The sequence below is a fragment of the Mycoplasmopsis equigenitalium genome (genome assembly GCF_024498255.1).
GTDB lineage: Bacteria > Bacillota_I > Bacilli_A > Mycoplasmatales > Metamycoplasmataceae > Mycoplasma_H > Mycoplasma_H equigenitalium.
The window spans coordinates 624608-648554 of record NZ_CP101808.1; the positions used below are offsets into that span (position 1 = coordinate 624608).

The window sequence follows — 23947 nt, forward strand, 5'->3', positions numbered from 1 at the left end:
ATTCAGGGAGGGCTGATGATAAATTCTAATAATAATTTTGACATTAAAAACCTTTCCCTTGAAGCCTATAAACAGGCTATTAATAAATATGGCATTGACTATGTTTGAAGTGAAATTTGTAATTTTGTGCTCAAAAATGGGGAAAACGATTTGCTAAAAATATCAAATTTTGGCGAATTATACGAAATAGCATTAGCAATTGAAAACAAAAATAATAAGAAAAAACAAGGAAAATACTATACACCTGATGATATCGGCAACATAATGAGTCAATGACTAGATAGTTCTTTAGGTGAAAATATTTGTGATGTAGGTTGTGGCACAGGCAATTTAATTTTGAATTATCTTGATTTTGTTGGGGGTGAAAAAACTCACAAATTATTAAAAGAAGGGAAAATTTATCTTTACGACTTTGATAAAACTGCTATTCAAATTTGTAAAACAAGCCTTTTATTAAAATATGGCAAACAATACGAAAACAACATCCATTGTATTCAAGGGGATTTTTTAGACAAGAATATTCACTTGCCAAAAAATGCGAAGGTTATTTCAAATCCACCTTATTCTATTTTTAAGCAACTAAACCCATCTTGAGAGGTAACTGAAAACATCGAAAAATCAAAAGAACTATATGCAGCATTTATGGAAAAATGTTTTAAGGAGGCAACATCTGCGATCTTCATTACACCCTTTACTTTTGTTTCAGGTCTAAAATTTTATGCTTTAAGAAAAAGTATGAGTGAACTCGGAAGCGGTTTTATTATCTGTTTCGATAACGTTCCAGGTAATATTTTTAATGGTCGAAAACACGGTATTTTTAATTCGAACACAGCAAATTCTGTTCGTGCTGCAATTACTGTTTTTACTAAATCATCAAGAAAAGGTTTTCGTATTTCACCATTAATTCGCTTTAAAAATAACGAAAGACATAAATTGCTAAATTGCGAAATATTAGAAAATGAATTAAATGATACATTTCAAATTGTAAATAAAACAAACCCATACTTTAAGAAAATTGATAAAGAGCTTGTTACCGTGTTTAAAACATGAAATGAACTATCAAAAATTACATTAAAAAAATTAATAACACAAGATAAAACACCATATGTAATTGATGTGCCTAATACTTGCAGATATTATACAACTGGTTCTTCAAGAAAATTAAATAGAACCGGTTCAATTATATTAAATGTCAAAAACGAGGTTTTCTTTTCACTTTTATATTGCTTACTAAACTCTAGTCTTGCTTATTTTTGATGACGTATTTATGATGGTGGAATAACATATCCTGTTAATTTATTAAAATCAATTCCTATTCCGATTGATAGTATTTCAAGTGATGATTTTCATTTTTTCAAAAAAATTACTAAAGAAATGATAGAGAAAGAAAATGAATTTTTGATTAGTAAAATGAATGCGGGGAACAAACAGGAAAATATCAAGTTTCCTATCAAATATAGAAAACTTTTAAATGAACGATTTTTAAAGATTTTAGACTTAAAATTAGACATTAATCTTTTAGAGAAAATCCATAAAAACTCGTATTTTAATCAGGATTAATATGAACAAAAAAGATAGTATATCAAAATTACAACAAACTATAATTGATAAATTTTACTCGAACAAACCTTTAAAAATAATTTGAAATAAAAACGAACGAAATTATTTATGAAATCTATCAAAGAAAAAAGACGAACTTGTCAATTTTTCGTTTTTAAAAAATAAATGCCCTTCTATTTACGATCAAATAAACAAAAGCAGACTATTAAAAAGAAATATTCAACCAGCAATATTTAGTGAATGCGTTTATTCACAATCTTTAGCAGAACTGTTTAATCTAGATTATTTTATAAAATTCGAAGACATTGATAAGAACGATTTATCTTGGGAAATTCAAAATTGTATCAATGAATATGATATAACACCAAGATATATTTACACCAATTATTCACAAAACTGCTTTTTAATTCAGGCCGGGGGACCGAATTTTGCAGATGCAATTTTATTCATTGACAATAATCCGTTTTTTATTGAATATAAGGAACCGGGTGCAAAAACTAGCGAGGTCGATCTACCTAAATATGATGATGAGGGAAACATAATTTGAACTGAAAAATGATTAAAAGAAAATCCCCAATTTAATAAAATGGCTAGAGAAAAAACTAATCTTAATTTTTTTGAGGTTGCAGGAAGAAATATCAACGATTTTTCAACTGAAAGTATTGAGTATGCTATAAATAATAATTACGTTTCTGATTTTATCGTTACAGAAGATAAAAATGGTTTACTAACAATGCTGCCAAGTAAACAAATAACTAATTGAGCATCAAAAGTTGAAAGCGAAATAAGACCCGCCGGTAGAAATCATTATAAAGTTTGAACCAATAAAAAATTAATCGAAATTTTAGAATCAAAGCAAGCAAAGTTATTAAATAGCATTGTTAACATTTTAAAAAATAATGTAAGTGAACGTAAGGAACGTGGCGGGAATCAAGTGTCAGGGTATAAATTACACGAATTCTTTTTCGTTTACAAAAAAGAAGTTAAAGAAGATGAAAATAATTTAGTTTTCAATATAAATAAAGTACGACAATTAAAACCAACAATTACTGCTAAAATATTCTTTAATGATCTGGAATATGATCGAGTTAAAAGTGAATATAGAAGTCGTGATAATATCTTATCTAGATGATAATTTAAAAATACAATAAATATGAATTTTCAATAAAATATCAGTATTTAATGTTGGTATTTTATATTTTTTTTATTCTTTTTTAATAACAAAAAAAAAGCACCAACTGGTGCGTTAGTTCTCTGAAAACTGAAGATATCAATAATGAAGAAAATGGTTCATTTAAATGTCATCAAAATACTTGATAATATTAAATCAATCGATAAATTAGTAATGGTCAGCTGAATGTATTACTACACTTACACCTCCATCCTATCAACCTCATAGTCTATAAGGTATCTCAGGGAATACTAATCTCTGAGGAGGCTTCCCGCTTAGATGCTTTCAGCGGTTATCCTTTCCGTACTTGGCTACCCAGCTATGCTTCTGGCGAAACAACTGGAGCACCAGTGGTACGTCCACTCCGGTCCTCTCGTACTAAGAGCAGCTCTCATCAATATTCCAAACGCCCACATCAGATAGGGACCGAACTGTCTCACGACGTTCTGAACCCAGCTCGCGTACCGCTTTAATGGGCGAACAGCCCAACCCTTGGAAGCGACTTCACCTCCAGGATGCGATGAGCCGACATCGAGGTGCCAAACCTTCCCGTCGATGTGATCTCTTGGGGAAGATAAGCCTGTTATCCCCGGGGTAGCTTTTATCCGTTGAGCGACGGCCTTTCCACAAAGAACCGCCGGATCACTAAGTCCTGCTTTCGCACCTGCTCGACTTGTAGGTCTCACAGTCAATCACACTTTTACCTTTGCGCTCTACATACGGTTTCTGACCGTACTGAGTGTAACTTTGAACGCCTCCGTTACCTTTTAGGAGGCGACCGCCCCAGTCAAACTACCCACCACGCACTGTCCTCCAACCAGATAAGGGTTGCAAGTTAGAAACTCAATTTAACAAGGGTGGTATTTCAAGGTTGACTCCACTGTTACTAGCGTCCCAGCTTCAAAGTCTCCCACCTATCCTACACATGTTAAACCAAATTCCAATACGAAGTTGTAGTAAAGCTCCACGGGGTCTTTTCGTCTTGATGCGGGTACCCAGCGTTTTCACTGGGACCATAATTTCACCGAGTCTAGTGTTGAGACAGTTGAGAGATCGTTGCGCCTTTCGTGCAGGTCAGTATTTAGCCGACAAGGAATTTCGCTACCTTAGGACCGTTATAGTTACGGCCGCCGTTCACCCGGGCTTCACTTTCTTGCTTCGCGTGAGCTAACAAGTCCGCTTAACCTTCGGGCACTGGGCAGGCTTCACCCCCTATACTTCAGCTTGCGCTTTGGCAGAGAGTTGTGTTTTTGATAAACAGTCGCCCCTCACAATTTACTGTGGCCTATCAAAGATAGGCTCCCCTTCTTGCGAACTTACGGGGTCATTTTGCAGAGTTCCTTAACACTAGTTTTCTCGCTCGCCTTAGAATACTCATCTTGGGGACGTGTGTCCGTTCTCGGTACAGGTCACCGTGGTTTAAACTTAGAAGCTTTTCTCGGAAGCATGAAATCGTTTAATTCAGTAGTTGCTTGCGCTTTCCCTATGCATCATAACCCATGGTTATACAGTGCGGATTTGCCAACACTGACCACTCATTATTTACCCCAGAATCCAATAACTGGTAAAACTATCCTTCTTCGTCACTCCATCATAACCACAGCAAGTACAGGAATATTAACCTGTTGTCCATCGACTACGCATGTCTGCCTCGCCTTAGGTCCTGACTAACCCTGGGTGGACGAACCTTGCCCAGGAAACCTTCCCCAATAGGCGTGGGAGATTCTCACTCCCAATCGTTACTCATACCGGCATTCTCACTTCCAAGCGCTCCACCAGTCCTCACGGTCTAGCTTCAGTGCCCTTGGAACGCTCCTCTAACGTAATTTCTTACCCGCGGCTTCGGTATTATGTTTACTCCCATTACATTATCGGCGCAAGGTCTCTTGACTAGTGAGCTATTACGCACTCTTTAAATGGTGGCTGCTTCTAAGCCAACATCCTAGTTGTTTGAGAAACCTCACAACCTTTCTGACTTAACATAATTTTGGGACCTTAGCCGGCGATCTGGGTTGTTGCCCTCGCGAGCATCGACGTTATCACCGATGTTCCGACTGCATAGTAATACATGATGGTATTCAGAGTTTAATTGTAGTCAGTACAGCTAGGCGCCGCCATTCCACATTCAGTGCTTTACCACCACCACTTAACACTACACGCTAGCCCTAAAGCTATTTCGAGGAGAACCAGCTATCTCCAGGTTCGATTGGAATTTCACCGCTATTCACAAGTCATCCGGGCACTTTTTAGCGTACTACGGTTCGGCCCTCCACTGTGTATTACCACAGCTTCAGCCTGCTCATGAATAGATCACCTGGTTTCGGGTTTATACCAACATACTAGTCGCCCTATTAAGACTCGATTTCTCTTCGGCTCCGCTTTTTTCCACTTAGCCTTGCATGTTAGCATAACTCGCCGGTCCATACTGCAAGATGTACGCCATCACCCATTAACGGGCTCTGACTAATTGTAAGTAAGTGGTTTCAGAATCTATTTCACTCCCTTTTCAGGGTTCTTTTCACCTTTCCCTCACGGTACTAGTTCGCTATCGGTGTCTGATTAGTATTTAGCCTTACCGGGTGGTCCCGGCAGATTCAGACAGGGTTCCACGTGCCCCGCCCTACTCAGGATACAACCAAGAGTCCTACAGATTTCGCATACGGGAGTATCACCCTCTATGCCTAAACTTTCCAATTTATTCTGCTATCTGTAAGATTTGTAACTCTATGTAGATTGTCCTACAACCCCATTAATTTTAATGGTTTGGGCTCTTCCACTTTCGCTCGCCGCTACTGATGGAATCATTATTTATTTTCTCTTCCTCTTGCTACTAAGATGTTTCAGTTCACAAGGTGTTTCGCATAATTAGCTATGTATTCACTAATTACCAACTAGGGATTAGTCTAGTTAGGTTACCCCATTCGGAGATCCCCGTTTCAAAGCGTATTTCCAGCTCCACGAGGCTTATCGCAGGTTATCACGTCCTTCATCGACTTTCAGACCCAAGGCATCCACCACAAACTCTTACTTATTTAATATTAAATAGTATGTTCCTATTGTTCAAGTATTTTAAGACATTTAAATGAATCTTTTCATTTTTTAAAACTCGATAAAACCATTTTTTATAAAAACTTATAAAAACTTAATTTTAGATTTGATGTCTTTTCATATTGATATATTCAGTTTTCAAAGAACTAATTGAGAGTAGAACTCTCAAAACTAGATATAAAACAATCTTGGCAAATTGCTCATAACAGACTTAAATTGCAAAAGTTTGGGCAATTTAAGATTTGGTTAATGCCAATATAACAAAAATATGTACTCTCCGTAGAAAGGAGGTGATCCATCCCCACGTTCTCGTAGGGATACCTTGTTACGACTTCACCCCAGTCACCGGACCTGCCTTAGACAGTTGCCTCCGAAGTTAACTAACCGGCTTCGGGCATTTCCAGCTCCCATGGTGTGACGGGCGGTGTGTACAAGATCCGAGAACGTATTCACCGTAGTATAGCTGACCTACGATTACTAGCGATTCCGACTTCATGGAGTCGAGTTGCAGACTCCAATCCGAACTGAGATCGATTTTTTGAGGTTTGCTCACCGTCGCCGGGTTGCTTCTCTTTGTATCGACCATTGTAGCACGTGTGTTGCCCCACACGTAAGAGGCATGATGATTTGACGTCGTCCCCACCTTCCTCCCGATTACTCGGGCAGTCTCATTATAGTCCCCAACTAAATGATGGTAAATAATGATAAGGGTTGCGCTCGTTGCAGGACTTAACCAAACATCTCACGACACGAGCTGACGACAACCATGCACCACCTGTCATTCTGTTAACCTCCACTATATCTCTATAGCATTGCAGAAGATGTCAAGTGTGGGTAAGGTTCTACGCGTATCTTCAAATTAAACCACATGCTCCACCGCTTGTGCGGATCCCCGTCAATTCCTTTAAGTTTCACTCTTGCGAGCATACTACTCAGGCGGATCATTTAATGCGTTAGCTGTGTTAGTGACTTTGCCACCAACTAATGATCATCGTTTACGGCGTGGACTACCAGGGTATCTAATCCTGTTTGCTCCCCACGCTTTCGTCCCTCAGTGTCAGTTTATACCCAGTTAGCTGCCTTCGCCATTGGTGTTCTTCAATATATCTACGCATTCCACCGCTTCACATTGAATTCCACTAACCTCTATATAACTCTAGCTTGCCAGTATCCAACGCGGAATGGGGTTGAGCCCCAAGATTTAACGTCAGACTTAACAAACAACCTACGGACGCTTTACGCCCAATAATTTCGGATAACGCTCGTGACCTATGTATTACCGCGGCTGCTGGCACATAGTTAGCCGTCACTTTCTGATAAGATACCGTCAAGACTAAGGCATTTCCTCCCTAGTTTTTTCTTCTCTTATAACAGAACTTTACACCCCGAAGGGCTTCATCGTTCACGCTGTGTCGCTCCATCAAGCTTTCGCTCATTGTGGAATATTCCCTACTGCTGCCTCCCGTAGGAGTCTGGGCCGTATCTCAGTCCCAGTGTGGCCGGTCGGTCTCTCAACCCGGCTAAATATCATCGTCTTGGTGAGCCATTACCCCACCAACTAACTAATATTCCGCACCCCAATCCAATAGCGAAGCCAGAAGCTCCTTTCATGTTTTCATCATGCGATAAAAACAGATATTCGGTATTAGCGCCTGTTTCCAAACGTTATCCCAAACTATAAGGTATGTTAAGTACGTGTTACTCACCCATTCGCCGCTAGGTGCAAGCACCTCGCTCGACATGCATGTATTAGGCACACAGCCAGCGTTCATCCTGAGCCAGGATCAAACTCTCAAAAATTGACTGTTATGATTTTTATATCCAGTTTTCAAAGAACTACTGCTAACCGCACATAGAAAGTCTGTGCTGAAAATGTTAGCCTTTTAATTATATACACACTTTTTAAAAAAATATTTAAAATTTTTTAATTTTTTTCATCTTTTTTAAAAAAGCGCAAAAATACATAAAAATCAGCACTTTTACGCCGATTTTAATTGCTTATAATCGCAAAACGTCATTTTTCATTAATATCTTTGAAGAATTCAATATTAAGATTCGGGTTTTTTTTCTTTATTAATTTATATATATGGGGCGAAATTTCTAAATAAACCTTTCCGCCAGGTTTCAAAAATGATTTATAATGCTTAAAAATTTGTTCGTAAAAATAATAACCATCATCTTTAGCAAATAAAGCATGATGTGGTTCAAAATCTAAAACACTAGAATCAAGCACTTCATTAGCTGAAATATATGGTGGGTTAGAAATAATATAATCAAACTTTCCCTTAATATCTGTAAATAAATCTGAAGAAAGAACTTCAACATCAAGTTTAAGTGCGGCAGCATTTTCATTTATTTGGGCGATCGCTTCTTTATCAACATCGCTTAAAGTTACATTGACACTTGCTTGAAAATTATTTTTCAAACTCAAACCAATACAGCCACTGCCAGCACATAGATCAAGAATATTGGCGCCATTATTATAAATATACGCGCGCTCATTTAAATAAAATAAATTAACGAGCTCCTCTGTTTCATAGCGTGGAATTAAAACTTCGTGATTAATATTAATAATAGTTTCAAAAAACTCAACATATCCCATAATTTTTTGCACGGGCATGCCAGTTTTTAATTTTTTAAGCTCTTCATCACTCACACTTTCTTTTAGGTTGTAACGACGTTTTTCTAAAAGCAAATCATCTTTTGTTGCCATTATAAACCAGACTTTTCTAGACGCTGTGCTTGTTCAAACGCAATTAACGAATCAATAATTGGATCTAATTTTCCTTCTACTACTTGCTTAAGTGAAGTTGAAAACCCGATTCGGTGATCGGTAACACGGTCTTGTGGATAATTGTAAGTTCTAATTTTTTCGCTACGATCACCATGTCCAGCAAGGGCGCGATATCCCGTTTCTTCAGCTTGTTTTTTTTGTAATTCTAAATCATATAACTTGGCTTTTAAAAAGCCCATAGCAATTTCTTTGTTACCAATTTGGCTACGACCTTCTTGACTAGTAACAACAATCCCGGTTGGAATATGGGTAATTCGCACAGCGCTATCGGTTGTGTTAACTGATTGCCCTCCAGCACCCGAGGAACGAAATGTATCAATTTTTAAATCCTTGGCATTAATTTCAATATCAATTGTTTCATCAATTTCTGGCATCACAGTAACAGTTGCAGTTGATGTATGCACACGCCCCTGCGTTTCCGTTACCGGAATCCGTTGCACACGATGTACACCAGATTCAAACTTTAATTTTGAATACGCATTTTCACCATTAACTTTAAAAGCAATAATACTAAAACCCCCACTACTTGTAGCGTTTTGTTCGATTAAAGATGTTCGCATCCCATTACTTGCGGCCCATTTTGTATACATACGATAAAGGTCGCCAGCAAAAATATTGGCTTCGTCACCGCCAGCGGCGCCCCGAATTTCCATAATCACGTTTTTATCATCATTTTCATCTTTTGGTAAAAGTAAAATTTTTAACTCTTCGATAATATTTGGCATTTTTTCTTCAGCTTCAACAATTTCAATCTTTGCCATTTCAACTAGCTCAACATCGTCTTCTTGTAACATTAATTTAGCGTTTTTTAAATTTTCTTCATAACGTTGGTACTCAACAAATTTAAGAAAAACTGGCCGGATATTATTTAGTTCCTTATTTAAAACATTAAATTTAGAAATTTCATTAATTACTTCCGGCTTTTGCAAATCAAGTTCAATTTGTAAATATTTATCTTTAATTTTAAGAAGTGAGTCATACATTGCTTTTTTCATAAATACAATTATTACATATTTTGCTCGACTTATATAATTAAAATAAGTAATACGCCCGCGTTATATATAATTATAAATACTATGAACTCACGATTAACATTTACTGAATATTTACGTGCCAACATGACTTGAAGCAACCTAATCAAGTTTTTAGTTTTTCAAGCCTTTAGTACTGCTTTATTTTTGCTTTCTTGGTTTTTTGGACCAAAAAACGAAAAACGTATCGGTGATGCGCTAACGATTGTTAGTTTTGTTGATTTGGGTATTATGCTAATTATCGCTATTTTCAAACTTGGGTTTATGGCAAACATTATCGCTAAAATTAAAATTAATAACAAAGAAAAACAGGAGCGTTTTAATAAAAAATATGGCGCTCCTTCGCCCGAAGAATTAAAGTTACTTGAAAAAGAACAACCAAAACAAAAAGAAAAATACAAATCTAACTTTGTATTTTACATTTTATTAGTTGAATCATTATTGTTGGTTATCGCCGCTCTTATCCTTAGTTTTGCTTAAAACTTGCGTGCGGTGCGCGTGTCGCACTTTTAATATTTCTTCATCAATAATACTTGAGAATTGCAATGGCGTGATGTACCATAAAAGAAAACGATATATTTTTTTCTTGGTCTCGATGTACATATTTGCCAAATAAACTGCTAGTTGTTTTTGATAAAAATAAACAATGACAATTCTAAACACGGTAACAATAACTAACATAGAAACAAAAAGTCCAATCGAAACTGGTCCATATTTCTTTTGAATTATCTGTAACGCAATCACCCCAGCAAATAAACCTATCGCAAGCAAAATTACTACTAAGCTATTAATAATGAAAATTATAAGTAGCTTCTTTTTATCATACATAGTTACCTACTCGGTTAATTTGATTTGCGAAAAATCAAATTCTTGTGGCTGGAGTTTTCCAAAAATTTCAACATTTCCAGTCACCTTTTTTAAAACGTTATCACACTTAGTAATTTTCATTTGTTGACCTTCAAATGGGCCAGAGATAATTTCAACATATGCTCCAACAATAAAAGGCGAAGTGATAATTCCTTTAGCAAAATTATCATTAATTTCTCTTTCTTTATTGAACATACGTTCCATTTCTTTAGGTGAAACAGGAGTTGGTTTTGCCCCTTTACCGCTCGAACCAATCAAACCAGTTACGTACTGAGTATTTCTAATAACAAATCAAGCTTTATCAGTCATTTCCATTTTAATAAAAATGTAACCGCTATACATGTTTGCCATTTTTACCTTGTATTCTTCACCACGATCACGTTTTTCTAACTCTTTTTTAGTTATTCTTGGTTCTTTAAAAATATGAATTGCTTCAATAACATCATCAATCCCCTCTGAAACAATTCTGTTTTGCAACGACTCGTAAACTTTATCTTCTTTTCCAGTCATTGTCGAAACCATATATCATTGTGTTTCCATTAATTAACTCCCATTCCGCTAAACGCCAATCCAATTAATGTCATTAAAAGTAAAACCACAAGCACAAAAATAATTGAAAAAATAATTACGATAATAAACGAAGTTCGTGTTTGTTTTGCGTCTGGTCATCGTATCATTTTTACATCTTTAAAAAACTTACGAAGATAATACTTCTTTTCTTTTTTAGGTTTTTCAATCTTTTTTTCTTGTTCTTCCATTATTTTTCTTCCTTGTGAATTGTATGCATATTGCATTGTTTACAAAATTTTTTAATTTCTAAACGATCATTTGTAGTTTTAAATGTCGTGTAATTTCTGATTTTACATACTTCACATGCAAGTGGTATTTTCTTTTTTGACATATGCTGTATATATAATACTATAACATTATTAATTACACATTAACTTTTTAATTTAGGGTATAAACGCGCTAAAGCCGAACGAAATTTTTGTGGTGTGATACCCATAGTGAGTGGCAAATCTTTCTTTTCAACACCGCGAAGCGTATATAAAATAATTTGTTTTTCCAAATTTGTAAATCCTTTAAGACGACTAATAAATAAAACAATGTCCGCATTGCTGAAATTAAATTCGTTGTTTACATCTAACATTAGAGTGGTTTGGTCAGCTAATTCATCGTTATACGAAATAAGTTGATAGTTAAATCCATTGTTACCTTGAAAGAAAGAACGACAAGTGTTGCGCATATTGGACATCATTGTCACAATTAGGAAATTGCGAAGGGTTGTTTTTGTTTTATAGTCAATCCGGTATCGACCAATTGCAGCCGGAATTGATAAAAGAAAAACGTTAATTAAATCAGCAACATCAAGATGAGTACGATACTTATATTTAAGAAGGTAATTAGCATAAGTAACAAGCGGTTCGTACAATCATTTATAAACATAGCGCACTTGTTGGTTAGCAGACATCTTTTTAAGTTCGTGATAGTGAAAAATATTAGTTATTTGATCTTCGTGTAACTTCATACATCAAAACTCCAGCAGCCACTGAGGCATTTAATGATTGTACGCTACCAAACATATCAATATGAACTAAAACATCGGCTTGATTAATTACTGGCAACGAACACCCCTTAGCCTCATTCCCGATTACTAAAACGAGTGGTTTTGTAAAATCTGTCTTTTTTATTGAAACCGATTTTTTTTCTAGTGCCGATACATAAATCCAATAACCTTGTTCTTTTAAATAATTTAGGGCAGCAGATATATTTGCCACTTGTATGAATTTAGTATTAACAAACCCGCCTGATGAAATTTTTAAAACTTGGGGAGTTAATTTTGCACAACGATCTTTTGGGAAAATAACATAGTCAAATTTAAAAGCATTTGCACTACGTAAAATCGCTCCAAAATTACCAACATCTTGAATATGATCTAACACTAAAATTTGCTCAGGTTTTTCTTTTTTAATTACATCAATTTCATAAATAGATGGAGGTTTAATTTTTGCTACATAACCTTGGTGATTAAGATTAGAAAATGCATTAAAAAACTCTTTGCCAACTACTTTACATTTGCCATAATTTGCGATTTTTTTGCTTGCAGAATCAATGTAAATTTCAATAATTGGATAATTATTTTCGATGGCATCTAGTACTGAATTTTTTCCGACAACATAAAAATTATTATCCATTTATATTCACCCTTTTTCCAATAATTTTTCTCGAATTTTATCCGCTCTTTTAAAATCCTTATTTTTTATTTTTTCTTGATAATTTCAATAAATTTCTTCAATATTTTCTTTAAAATGATTTTCAATAAAATCAAATTTTAAAACATCAAAAATTTTTGCTAAACTACTAATATTCTCGTCGACTTCTATATTTTTATTAACATCTTTGATAAGATTATCGATTTCAAATAAAGCGTGATGAAAGTCAAAATTTGCTAAATATTCCATTACTTTCTTAACTTTATCTTCATTTAAAGCATCGGGTTTTTTAATTGCAAATTTATGATAAACTCTTTTGTATTTTTTCAGCATTGCCTCAGCGTTTTTAATAGTCTCATCACTAACATTAATTTCAGAAGAAAAATTATGATTTAAGATGAAAATCCGAAAAAAATCTGCCCCATATTTTTTTATAAAATCTGCTGCCGTAATAATGTTTCCAAGCGACTTAGACATCTTAACTTTATTAATATTTATTTGGCCGGAATATTTTCATTCTTTAGCTAAGTTTTGCTTAAATAAACTGTAAAATTGAGCGTTTTCGTTCTCATGATGCGGGAAAATTAAATCAATTCCACCACCATGGATATCAATTGATTCTGGGCCAAAATTTTTGTATACTAAAGCACAACACTCTGTGTGTCAACCAGGGCGACCCTTTCCTCAAGGAGATTGATATTTAATTCCTTTTGTTGTATTTTTTCAAAGATAAAAGTCTTGTGGATTAGTCTTAAATTCGCTAGCCTCTTCATTTTCTTTCATAAATTCGGCCTTAACATTTGAAAGTGAACCATAAGTTTTATTTAATGCAGTATTATAAAGAACCCCATCAGCAACCTGATAAGCAAAGCCGTTATAAACAAGATTACGAATAAAATCAATCAAAACATCCATATTTCTTGTAACTTTTTCTATTTTTGTAATTGTAGAAATATGTAGTTTTTTAAGTAATTTTAAATAGCTAAAGGCATACTTTTTACTAATTTTTTCTTCAGTAGTATTTTCCTCAATAGCGCGATTAATAATTTTGTCGTCGATATCAGTAATATTATGAACAAATTCATATTCAATATCAAGATACTGGTACGCTTTTAATACAAAATCAAAAGAAATGATTGGTCGTAGATTACCAATATGCACATTTGAATAAACTGTTGGTCCGCACACATAAATTTTCTTCATTACTTAATTATATATAAATAAGAAAGCAAAAACTGGCAAAAAACTTTTTTAGGAAAAATCGCCGTTTTTTCCTAGCTGCTTCATTTTTTTAAACTGATATAATTAACGCTTTTTTCTCAAAACAAAGAAATTAATTACGCAAAAACAAAAAACACTCTTGATAGAGCAATTTTTGTTATTTAATTTATAAAACTAGTTAACATTATGAAATGATTTAAGAACTAAAACATCAGATTGAAGAATGGAAACATCTGTTTTGAGTTGTGCGACATCTGTTTTGAGTTGTGCGACATCTGTTTTGAGTTCGGCAACATCTTTTTCAAGTTTATCTAATCTGTTTGATAATCTAGTTTCAACTCCAGCAATTGCACCAAGGAGGGTTTTAGTAAGTGTCTCAAACTTTTCTTCAAATCTCGTTTCAAAGCTATCAAATCTCTTATCAATTTGATCAAATTTCTGATCTATTTGTTTAAATTTGTCATTTTCTATTTTTTGTTTCATATTATTTTGATCTATTCTTGCAATTAATCAAAGGATATTAGGTTCATTTTCAAACATCATTTGAAACATATCAACATCCGAGTAAAGTTTTAAAATAGACATTACCTCCTTCTTGGTTAGTTTGGTTGCATCTTTAATTAAATTATAAAGTGCATTTTCATTTTTGGGCATAGATCACCCCCTTTCTTTTTTTATAACCACTTATATATGTATTCTGGAGGGGTGAAAAACACTAAAAAAATAAAAAAATATGAAAAGCTGCCATTTTTTCATAGTAAAACAAATTTGTTTTTGATGCCTAAATTAATAAGTTAAAACTATATAATTGTAATATGAAGCAAATTACCAACCTGCACACTAACACCGAATATAGTTTTTTAGAATCAACAATTAGAGTTGATGACCTAATTAATTTTGCCTTAAAACATGAGCTAAAACAACTTGCCGTGACAGAACATAATAATCTCTTTTCATTCGGTAATTTTGTTGATAAGTGTATCAAAAATAATATTGAACCAATAGTTGGTATCGACCTTGATGTTGAAAATTACCGAGTTATTCTTTTGCCAAAATCAAAAAGAGGCTTTGAATTTATTAAGACTTTAAGCTATCGAAAATCACTTGATGAAACCATCAAATTTAGCGAGCTTAATTCAAATGAAGTTTTTTACTTAGATCATCCTGTGTTTGGATTTTTTAAAAAACACCACAGCATTCCAAATGTCAAGCACCAAGAATTATATTTTTACGATGCTAATGACAAGCAAGATCCGCATGCCATTGTTTTAAAAGAAAACATCACTCTAAGACAAGGTGATAATCTTGTATTAAGTGTTCTGCGTCAAATCAAAGGTCTTAGCAAAACGCATAAAGGAACTGAATTTAATATTAAATCAGACTATGATCTTGCAGTTATTAAACGAACTAACGAAATTGCTAATCAGTGTGCATATAAAAAGGTAAAGCATAAATTTGATTTACCAGAATTTAAAAATAAACAAAACTTACCAAGCTTTGATTATTTAAAAATGGTTACCTTACAAAAGTTCACTGAACTTAAGAAAGAATTTCCTAATTTTGAAGTTGCAAAACAACGGCTTTTTCATGAATTACAGGTTATTCGTGACTTAAACTTTTCTGATTATTTTTTAATTATTCACGACTTAATTGATTGGGCGCATACACAAAATATCGAGATAGGACCAGGTCGGGGATCGGCTGCTGGTTCACTTGTATCTTATTTATTAGGAATAACTAAAATTAATCCACTTGAATATGGTTTACTTTTTGAGCGTTTCCTTAACAAGGACCGGGTAACAATGCCCGACATCGATATCGATATTCAAGATAACCGGCGTAATGAAGTCCTTGAATATTTAAAACAAAAATATGGATATGAGCATTTTGCATTAATCACAACTTTTCAAACATTAGGCGTTAAGTCATCGATTCGTGATGTAGCACGAATTATGGAAGTTGATTTATCACAAGTTAACCTCGTAACAGCAACAATTAAAGCAAACTCAACGTTTGCTGATATCGAACGAAATAATAAATTAAAATTAACAATTAAGCAATTTTCAAACATTGAACAATGAGAAAAAATTTTAGAAATTGTTCAAGATTTAGAAAATCGACCACGGCAAATTTCAACACACGCTGCGGGAATTGTTTTGAGTAAAAAACCAATTATAGACAGCACTCCAGTTTGGGTTAATGCCACCATCAATACCTATTTGCAAACCCAATTAAGTATGGAGTATCTGGAAGATTTTGCACTAATTAAAATTGACCTTTTAGGTCTTAAAAATCTAACAATCATTAACCAAATTGAAGAATATTTAAAACAAAACAATATTGAAAATAAATTCGATGTTAGAAGGGATGATCCCCGCACCTTTTCGTTACTAAATAAAGGTTTAACTCTTGGTATTTTTCAACTTGAAAGTCATGGAATGCGACAAACATTAAAAAATGTTAATGTTACAAAGTTTAGTGATATTTACGATGTTATTTCACTTTTTAGACCAGGGCCAATGCAAAATATTCCCAAATATATAGAAAACCGCAACAACCGCGAGATTACATCAATTAGTCCACAGTACGACGAAATTTTAAAATCAACTTACGGCATTATTGTTTACCAAGAACAAATTATGGAAATTTGTCAAAAAATTGCCAATATGAGTTTACAAGAAGCTGATTTATTTCGTCGCGCGATTAGCAAAAAGAAAATTGATGAGTTACAAACACTAAAAGAAAAATTTGTTAACGGCGCCATTAAAAATCACTACAACAAAGAAACCGCAATCGATATCTATAACCAAATTGAACACTTTGCTGATTATGGATTTAATAAATCGCACGCGGTATGCTACGCATACATTGCATATAAATTAGCTTATTATAAATCAAGATACCCGCTTTATTTTTATGCAAGTTTAATTAATTCTTTCATTGGTTCACAAGAAAAAGTCAATATGTGTATCGATGAATTAAAGGCTTCGGGAATAAAGATTAACTCCCCAATTATTACTCATTTAGATGACTATGTCTTAATTAAAGATAATGAGCTAACTTTACCAATCAAATATATAAATGGATTGGGTAGCGCAGCTAGCGAAAAGCTAAAAGCTTCCTTAAATCCTAAAACTGATTTTGCAAATTTTTGAACCTTTATCAACGCATTTACTAATGCTAATATTGGCGCAAGCAATTTACAAAAATTAATCGAATCCAACACATTACGAATCTTTGGAAATGTAAAAACACTAGAAAATGCATTGGAAGCATTTGAAAGCGAAATAGCTGAAAAAGATCCGCGTTCAAGATTCCATGCCAACGAAAAAGGATCAAATGGTTATTACGAAGTTGGCGATATGCTTGAAAAAATAGTTGTTTTTAAAAAAGTTGAAGAAGATTGGGATATGTTTGCAAAATACCAACAAAAGTATTTTAAATATGTCTTCGAAAGCAAAACTAATAAGGAATCTTTTAAATATAAAAATGACATTTATGTCAATGATATGAATCCAAACATTTTTTACCGAATTATTATTAGAATCGAAAGAATCAAAAGCATCAATAAAAATGAAGCTTTAAAATTAGTTGATTTTAATGACGGGATGGCGATTTCGCAACTTTGACTTAATTCACATAACCCAATCTTTGACGAAGTTGAAGTAGGTAAGTATTTCGAAGTTGAAATGGCGATGTCAAATAAAGGTAATTTACGCATAACAAAAAAACTGGGTGATCGATAATGAAAAATAGAGTCTTACTTTTAGATGGTAATTTACTAATGTTCAAATCATTTTTTGCAACAAGTAAACCTGATAATAAATACTGATTTTATAATGGGAAACACGTGGGTGGTGTGCGTGTATTTTTAAACACGTTGTCTTCAGTTATTAATTACTTAAAACCAACCCATATGTTAATTGCTTTCGATACAGATTCACATACGTTTCGTCACGACTCTTATAAAGAATATAAAGGAACAAGAACAAAGGTTGATGAAACAATTTTTCAACAACTAAAATATGTAAAACATTTTCTTGATTTATTAAATATTAAACGTTTGGAAATTCAAGGTTTCGAAGCCGATGATATTATTGCTAGCTCGTATAAATTATTTAATCCAAACGATTCACAAATTTTTATCTATAGTAGCGATAAAGATATGTTTCAAATGCTTGATTTTAGTAACATTGATATCGTCACAAAAAATACTAAAACAAAACAATTTGACCATCTAAACAAAGATAATTTTTTCGCATATTTTGGCATTGAACCAAGTCAAATTGTTGATTACAAAGCAATTGCTGGCGATAACAGCGACAACCTTCCTGGCGTCAAAGGAATAGGACATAAAACTGCTATTAAGCTATTAAATGAATACCACTCATTCCATAATATTTTTAATAATCTAAATGAATTATCACCTTCAATTCAGCAAAAATTTTTAGATTCAAAGGATATTGCTGAGAAATGTAAGTTTTTAGCTCAACTACGCTATGATGTTCCACTTAATATGTACGATTTTGATTTGAAGCTAAATATTACAAAAGTAAATGATAAGGATTTAATTGCCGAATTCGGTGCTGAAAACGTCCTAGAAAGATTTTATAAAACATGATAGCAATTACGGGTTTACCAAGCAGTGGAAAATCATATTTATTAAATAAATTAAAAGCAAAAGGATATGCTTGTTTTTCTTGTGATGAATTTATTAAAAACATTTACGAAAATAAAGATGAAATTAACAAACTTTTTACATTGCTTACACTTGATCAAAATATAAAGGATAAAAAAGGCGTTATTTCATCTTTAATTCTTGATGATACAAAACGTCGAGTAATTGAAAACTTTTTTTACCACAAAATCTATGAGCATTTAAGTAAAAATAAATACGATTTTGTTGAAATTCCCGTTTTACAAAATAACGATTTTGATTTTCGTAGTTTTTTTAACAAAATCGTTTTTATTGATACAAATTCCAAGATTCGAGCGCAACGCACAAAACAAAGATATCGCTCACAAAAACAAATTGCATTAATTGAAAAGCTTGCGAGACAAAAAATAAAAACTATGCCTGACCTCACAATCAATGGCGATAACGGCGTTGATGTCGAAGAGTTTTTGTTTTTGTGTAAAACGAATTTATTAAAAAATCAATAAATTTATTGTGTTTTTTACGTTTTTTGTTAAGTTTGGTTTTAATCAATTTTAAAACTGAAAAATTACCATATTTTTTTCAATAAATTATGAGAATTTTTATTGTGAAAAACTTAAAAAAACAAACAAAAAAACATTTTTTACGTATTTTTTAGGGTTGAATATGATTTTTTACCTTAACTACATTGTTAAAAATTCATCTCATTTTTTAAGCAAGCGCAAATTTGAATATGATAGCCAATTGCAAAGTAAATTATGTTGCTATAATGATATTAACAAATACGAACAAAGGAGGGCGCTTATGCAAAATTTACAATTTAAAGTAATGTCAAAATACACTAATCATGAATTAGAAATTGACTATGTTTTTGGTTTATATAACCCTATTTTAAATAATGCAATCGACCTCTATAAGTACCTTTTGAGTCTAGTAAACACCAAGAAAATCAAAAAAACCGAAGATTTGCTTGCCGAAACTGGTCTTACATATAAGGAATTTAATGCCCAAAGAAAAAAACTAGAAGCTTGTTCGTTGCTCACCACTTTAGAAGCCACAAAGAAAAAAACTAAAGAAAAAATGGTATTTTTCGAACTTATAAAACCATTGGATCCATTTAAATTCTTTAATAACAAATTACTTGAATCGCTTCTTGTTAAAAAAACAAGCAAAATTGTACTGCAAGCATTAAAAGATCAATACGCACAAATTGAAGAACAAATTGATGAATGAGACACACAAGATATTAGTGCTGGTTATGATGAAGTTTTCGATTCAGAAATTCAGCCAAATATCGATAAAGATGCTGTAGTTCCTGCACGTAACAAAATCGCCCTTAATCGTGACACATCAACCATCCAATATGTGCAAGATACAATTAACAACCCTCAGCTAACCGATAATTTATACTTCCACTTACTCAACGACTCATCAATTAATTTTTATGAATTTTTAATTAAAACAAAAGAAAATTATGTTTACAATGAAACAGTTATTCGTCGTACTCAAAAATTCATTGTCGAATTATCGGAAATGGGCTTTGACCAAAAATCAATTAATTTGTTCTTTAGTTACGCTTTTCATGTTAATAACAAAATTATCAACGAAAAATATGTTCGTACCATTGCTAAAGATTTATTAAAAAAAGATTTTACTGATTTCGAAAGCATTGAAGAACATCTTAATGAAGCATTTAAACATAAACGTTTAACCGAAAATGCTAGCGAACAGTTCAAATCGAAAAAGATTTACCTCAGCATTGTTGAAAAAATGACTAAAGAAACCAAGAAAAAAGAACCAGAAACTAAACAAGTTACAGAATATCAAGGTGAATATAATCTCTAAATTAATGTTGCCGCTGGCAACATTAATTTATAATTTATAAAATAGAGGTAAAAATGGATAAGTTTCAAAAGAAAATTATTAAGCACAAGGAAGTCATTCGCCAACTAAAAAATGTACAAGCAACCAAATTTGAAGTTCTTGAATACTGACCGATTATTGAGAATTTTTATAACATAATTGTAAATAAAACATACGCCGGCAGTGGTCGTGTCCCTTTGCTACAACGTGATCCCAAATTTAACAGAATCTATTTAACTATTGATTTTAAAAATGATAGCAACGGTCGTAAGCAACGAATTATCGATAATACTAGCTGAGATATCCTTAATATTTTGGCGGATAATGATGAATATCGTAATGCCGATATTCGTAAAATTATTAAAGCTACCTTGCCCTGACAAAAAGAAAACTGAAATCATATCAATAAATTTATGACTGAAGGATTAAAAAACAAACCAGTTAAAGACTTGTATCTTTATGGACTTTATGGTAGTGGAAAAACTTACTTAGCACACGCAATCGCTAATGAATTTGCACTGAAAAATAAAAACATTTTAATTGCTCAAACTTTAACTCTTTTCCAATACATTAATGCAAATCAAGATGATAAATTTGAGCTATTAAAACGCTTATCAGAAGTTGATTTACTTGTCCTTGACGACCTTGGTCGCGAACCGGCCAACCCTTATACCTCATGATTCTTGCTTGATTTTATCTATAACATTATCGTTACTCGCCAGCTTAATAACCGACCAATTATCATTACCACCAACTATAAACAAGATGATTTTAAAGACTTAATCGAAAACTTTGAGAAAAAGGCTGACTCATTTGGAGTTTATGCCAGAATTAAAGATTATCTTGATAATAACACAATAAACATCGAAACTGATGGGATTAACATTCGTAGTACAAAGAAATAACTTATTAAGTTATTCGTTAGTTAATAGACAATAGTGTTTATAATTGAATAATATGAAAGACAAGTTAGTAAAAAATTCACTCGGCTACGACTCGAATTTATACGTTTACCAAGACAAAGATATGTTCAATTACTCAGTAGACACGATTCTACTAGGTAATTTTGTTTTTTTAAACAAACGGATGAATAACTTACTAGAAATAGGCACTAATAATGGCGCACTGGCAATTTTTATTTCCGAACGAAATAAAAATTTGCAAATTGATGCGCTCGAATTACAAGCAAAAGCTTGTGAAATTGCTAAGCTAAATATTAAGCTTAACAACAAGCAAAATATGATTAAAATAATCAATGATGATTTTAATGATTTCTATAAAAATCTTGCCCTCAATCAAGGCAAAAAATACGACTCGATTGTCTGCAATCCGCCTTTTTACCCGTTAGAAAAATCGGTGATCAAAACCAAAAATATAACACAAGAAAAATTAATTGCAACACATGAAATTCATTTAAATCTTGAACAAATAATTATAGGTAGCGCCAAAATCATCGAGCAAAAAGGCTACTTAACAATGGTTCTGCCTGTTGAACGACTTGTTGATGTAATGGAATTGCTACGCAAACATAAATTCGAACCAAAACGAATTCGTTTTGTTTGCCCGCGAATTTATGAAAAACCCAAATTCGTTTTAATTGAAGCTCGTTATATGTCTGGATGAGGAATACATTTTCTACCTAATTTATATCTTCATCCTGAAGATAAAAGTAATCATATATATAATAAAGAAATTGCTGATTTATACAAACCAATCAAAGTAAAGGAATAAAATGAAAAAGAAAATTTTAATTACAACCCCATTGTATTACGCTTCTGGTAATCTCCATATTGGCCACTTATATGCCACAAATTTTGCCTGAGTATTACGTAATATGTTTCGTCTTTTTGGTCATGATGCTAAATTATTAAGCGGAATTGATGAACACGGAACTAAAATCCAAATGAAAGCAGCTGAAAATAAAATGCAACCAAAAGTGTTTGTTGATATGATTAATGAAAAGTTTTTAAACTTATGAAAAACATATAAACTTGATCTTGATTTTTATGAACGAACAACCAACGAAGGTCACAAACAAACTGTCTTAGATATCTTTAACAAAATGCTTGATCATAAAGATATTGAACTTAAAAAATATTCGGCTTGATACTCGACAAGTGATGAAGAATTTGTTACTTTAACAAACGCCATCAAGGAAGGTGATGATTATTTTCACCCTGTTAGCCACTGTAAATTAATTAAATTAGAAGAAAAAAATTACTTCTTTTTAATGCAGAAATATGAAACCTGACTAAAAGAATTTCTCAAGACTGAAAATTTAGTTTTTCCACAAAAAGTCATTAATGAACTTAACGGAAGTTTTCTTGACAAGGGATTAGAAAACTTGTCGGTAACACGTGAAAATATCGAGTGAGGAATTAAAACACTAACTAAAGAAAAGCAAACAATTTATGTTTGACTTGATGCGCTTTTTGGTTACCTAACTGGATTAGGATATGGAACAAAAGGTAATAAAAATTACATTGATTACTGAGAAAAGACTAGTCAAAGAATTCATGTTTTAGGTAAAGAAATTTCTCGTTTTCACTTAATTTATTTTCCTATTTTCTTAAAATCAATCAATCTTCCTTTACCAACAAATTTCTTAGTTCATGGATGACTTTTATCAAAAAATATGAAAATGTCAAAATCAATTGGTAATGTAATCGACCCATACGAACTTTTAGAAAAGTTTGATGTCGAAATGGTGAAATATTACTTCGCGGCAAAAATTGACTATCGAACCGATGGAAATGTTGACCAAGATTTAATTCGCGAAACTGTAAATAATGAACTTATTAATAACTATGGAAACTTGATTTCTCGAACACTAAAAATGATCAGCAATACCTTTACAAACGGTGTTAAATACAAAAAGATCAAAGATGAAAAGTATCAAGAAATCGAAACAGAAATTAATAATTTACCAAAACAAATCGAGCGGTTTTTAAATGAATTTCGTCTTGATCAAATTTTTACAAAAATCAATGATTTTTCAACAAAAATGAACGTTTTTATTGATTATACCAAACCTTGAACACTTACAAATGAACCTAAAAAACTAGAGCCGATTCTTAATTTATTATTAAATGGAATCTATGCCATTTCTTACTTCTTAAAAGCAGTAATGCCTGTAAAAATAGCAGACGTTGAAAATGCTTTAAAGATTAAGTTAGAACTAACAAAAATTAGCGACCTTAAGAAATTTGATAGCATCATCCCGGAACAAAATTTCATGCTTTGAAAACGACTTAACAAATAAAACAGGCAAGAGCCTGTTTTTTAGTATTGAATACAAAAATTGTAACATGGGTTTGATCTTGAATATAAATTTAAAATATTACAATGTACAAAAAATACATTAAAATAAATATATTTATATAAAAATACAAGAAAACAAGTTGCCAAAAACAATAAAATAAACTTAAAGATCATATGATGCAATGATAAAAAATTTAACGACATGTTAGGCACAAGCCACACATTCTTGAGCACACGAAAATCTAAAACATATAATAACAA

General features: G+C 32.7%; 20 protein-coding genes and 2 rRNA genes. 10 read left to right on the forward strand and 12 right to left on the reverse strand.

Going from position 1 to position 23947, the window contains the following annotated elements:
- Window positions 1-15: 15 nt before the first annotated feature.
- Both NPA09_RS02815 and NPA09_RS02820 read left to right on the forward strand, forming a co-directional pair.
- Window positions 16-1560, forward strand: a complete 1545-nt coding sequence (locus NPA09_RS02815; protein ID WP_129723053.1) for an N-6 DNA methylase — start codon at window positions 16-18, stop codon at window positions 1558-1560.
- A 1-nt stretch (window position 1561) separates the two neighbouring features.
- Window positions 1562-2695 carry a hypothetical protein gene (locus tag NPA09_RS02820; RefSeq protein ID WP_256541820.1) on the forward strand — a complete coding sequence of 378 codons (1134 nt, stop codon included), beginning with the start codon at window positions 1562-1564 and terminating at the stop codon, window positions 2693-2695.
- Window positions 2696-2878: 183 nt separating this feature from the next.
- Here the strand turns inward: NPA09_RS02820 and NPA09_RS02825 are convergent.
- From NPA09_RS02825 to prfA, 4 genes are all read right to left on the reverse strand, one after another.
- Window positions 2879-5769: ribosomal RNA gene (locus NPA09_RS02825) — 23S ribosomal RNA — on the reverse strand.
- A gap of 293 nt (window positions 5770-6062) precedes the next feature.
- Window positions 6063-7579 (reverse strand): 16S ribosomal RNA (locus NPA09_RS02830).
- Together the 16S and 23S rRNA genes form the textbook arrangement of a ribosomal RNA operon.
- Window positions 7580-7769: 190 nt before the next feature.
- Window positions 7770-8492, reverse strand: a complete 723-nt coding sequence (gene prmC, locus NPA09_RS02835; protein WP_129723052.1) for a peptide chain release factor N(5)-glutamine methyltransferase — start codon at window positions 8490-8492, stop codon at window positions 7770-7772.
- Window positions 8492-9568 (reverse strand): peptide chain release factor 1, encoded by a 1077-nt coding sequence (gene prfA / locus NPA09_RS02840; RefSeq protein ID WP_129723050.1) that lies wholly within the window; start codon window positions 9566-9568, stop codon window positions 8492-8494. Before prfA ends, prmC begins: the two co-directional genes overlap by 1 nt.
- Window positions 9569-9649: 81 nt before the next feature.
- On the opposite strand from prfA, the gene NPA09_RS02845 reads away from it, so the two are divergent.
- The gene (locus NPA09_RS02845; RefSeq protein WP_129723048.1) at window positions 9650-10084 is read left to right on the forward strand and encodes a hypothetical protein; all 435 of its coding nucleotides are present in this window, start codon (window positions 9650-9652) and stop codon (window positions 10082-10084) included.
- Here the strand turns inward: NPA09_RS02845 and NPA09_RS02850 are convergent.
- The 8 genes from NPA09_RS02850 to NPA09_RS02885 form a co-directional block, all read right to left on the reverse strand.
- Window positions 10043-10432, reverse strand: a complete 390-nt coding sequence (locus NPA09_RS02850) for a hypothetical protein (RefSeq protein ID WP_129723046.1) — start codon at window positions 10430-10432, stop codon at window positions 10043-10045. The genes NPA09_RS02845 and NPA09_RS02850 overlap by 42 nt on opposite strands.
- Before the next feature lie 6 nt (window positions 10433-10438).
- Complete coding sequence (gene nusG / locus NPA09_RS02855; RefSeq protein ID WP_129723044.1) at window positions 10439-11011, reverse strand: transcription termination/antitermination protein NusG; 573 nt, start codon at window positions 11009-11011, stop codon at window positions 10439-10441.
- Complete coding sequence (gene secE / locus NPA09_RS02860; protein WP_129723042.1) at window positions 11011-11229, reverse strand: preprotein translocase subunit SecE; 219 nt, start codon at window positions 11227-11229, stop codon at window positions 11011-11013. Before secE ends, nusG begins: the two co-directional genes overlap by 1 nt.
- Window positions 11229-11372, reverse strand: a complete 144-nt coding sequence (gene rpmG / locus NPA09_RS02865; protein ID WP_129723040.1) for a 50S ribosomal protein L33 — start codon at window positions 11370-11372, stop codon at window positions 11229-11231. Before rpmG ends, secE begins: the two co-directional genes overlap by 1 nt.
- 39 nt (window positions 11373-11411) lie before the next feature.
- On the reverse strand, window positions 11412-11999 hold the full coding sequence (locus NPA09_RS02870) for a hypothetical protein (RefSeq protein WP_129723038.1): 588 nt from the start codon (window positions 11997-11999) through the stop codon (window positions 11412-11414).
- A complete protein-coding gene (gene rlmB, locus NPA09_RS02875; protein ID WP_129723036.1) occupies window positions 11971-12666 on the reverse strand; it encodes a 23S rRNA (guanosine(2251)-2'-O)-methyltransferase RlmB in 696 nt (231 codons plus the stop codon). Before rlmB ends, NPA09_RS02870 begins: the two co-directional genes overlap by 29 nt.
- Window positions 12667-13887 carry a cysteine--tRNA ligase gene (gene cysS / locus NPA09_RS02880; RefSeq protein ID WP_129723034.1) on the reverse strand — a complete coding sequence of 407 codons (1221 nt, stop codon included), beginning with the start codon at window positions 13885-13887 and terminating at the stop codon, window positions 12667-12669.
- A 192-nt stretch (window positions 13888-14079) separates the two neighbouring features.
- The gene (locus NPA09_RS02885; protein ID WP_129723032.1) at window positions 14080-14559 is read right to left on the reverse strand and encodes a hypothetical protein; all 480 of its coding nucleotides are present in this window, start codon (window positions 14557-14559) and stop codon (window positions 14080-14082) included.
- A gap of 161 nt (window positions 14560-14720) precedes the next feature.
- On the opposite strand from NPA09_RS02885, the gene dnaE reads away from it, so the two are divergent.
- The 7 genes from dnaE to metG all read left to right on the forward strand — a co-directional run bounded on the left by dnaE (window position 14721) and on the right by metG (window position 23687).
- Window positions 14721-17651 carry a DNA polymerase III subunit alpha gene (gene dnaE / locus NPA09_RS02890; protein ID WP_129723030.1) on the forward strand — a complete coding sequence of 977 codons (2931 nt, stop codon included), beginning with the start codon at window positions 14721-14723 and terminating at the stop codon, window positions 17649-17651.
- Window positions 17651-18529 carry a 5'-3' exonuclease gene (locus NPA09_RS02895; protein ID WP_129723028.1) on the forward strand — a complete coding sequence of 293 codons (879 nt, stop codon included), beginning with the start codon at window positions 17651-17653 and terminating at the stop codon, window positions 18527-18529. Before dnaE ends, NPA09_RS02895 begins: the two co-directional genes overlap by 1 nt.
- Window positions 18523-19068 (forward strand): nucleoside/nucleotide kinase family protein, encoded by a 546-nt coding sequence (locus tag NPA09_RS02900; protein ID WP_129723026.1) that lies wholly within the window; start codon window positions 18523-18525, stop codon window positions 19066-19068. Before NPA09_RS02895 ends, NPA09_RS02900 begins: the two co-directional genes overlap by 7 nt.
- Before the next feature lie 298 nt (window positions 19069-19366).
- Window positions 19367-20407: a replication initiation and membrane attachment family protein gene (locus NPA09_RS02905; protein WP_129723024.1), complete on the forward strand. Its 1041-nt coding sequence runs from the start codon at window positions 19367-19369 to the stop codon at window positions 20405-20407.
- A gap of 53 nt (window positions 20408-20460) precedes the next feature.
- Window positions 20461-21330: an ATP-binding protein gene (locus NPA09_RS02910; protein ID WP_129723022.1), complete on the forward strand. Its 870-nt coding sequence runs from the start codon at window positions 20461-20463 to the stop codon at window positions 21328-21330.
- A 52-nt stretch (window positions 21331-21382) separates the two neighbouring features.
- Window positions 21383-22156: a tRNA1(Val) (adenine(37)-N6)-methyltransferase gene (locus tag NPA09_RS02915; RefSeq protein WP_129723020.1), complete on the forward strand. Its 774-nt coding sequence runs from the start codon at window positions 21383-21385 to the stop codon at window positions 22154-22156.
- A gap of 1 nt (window position 22157) precedes the next feature.
- A complete protein-coding gene (gene metG / locus NPA09_RS02920; protein WP_129723018.1) occupies window positions 22158-23687 on the forward strand; it encodes a methionine--tRNA ligase in 1530 nt (509 codons plus the stop codon).
- Window positions 23688-23947: the final 260 nt, after the last annotated feature.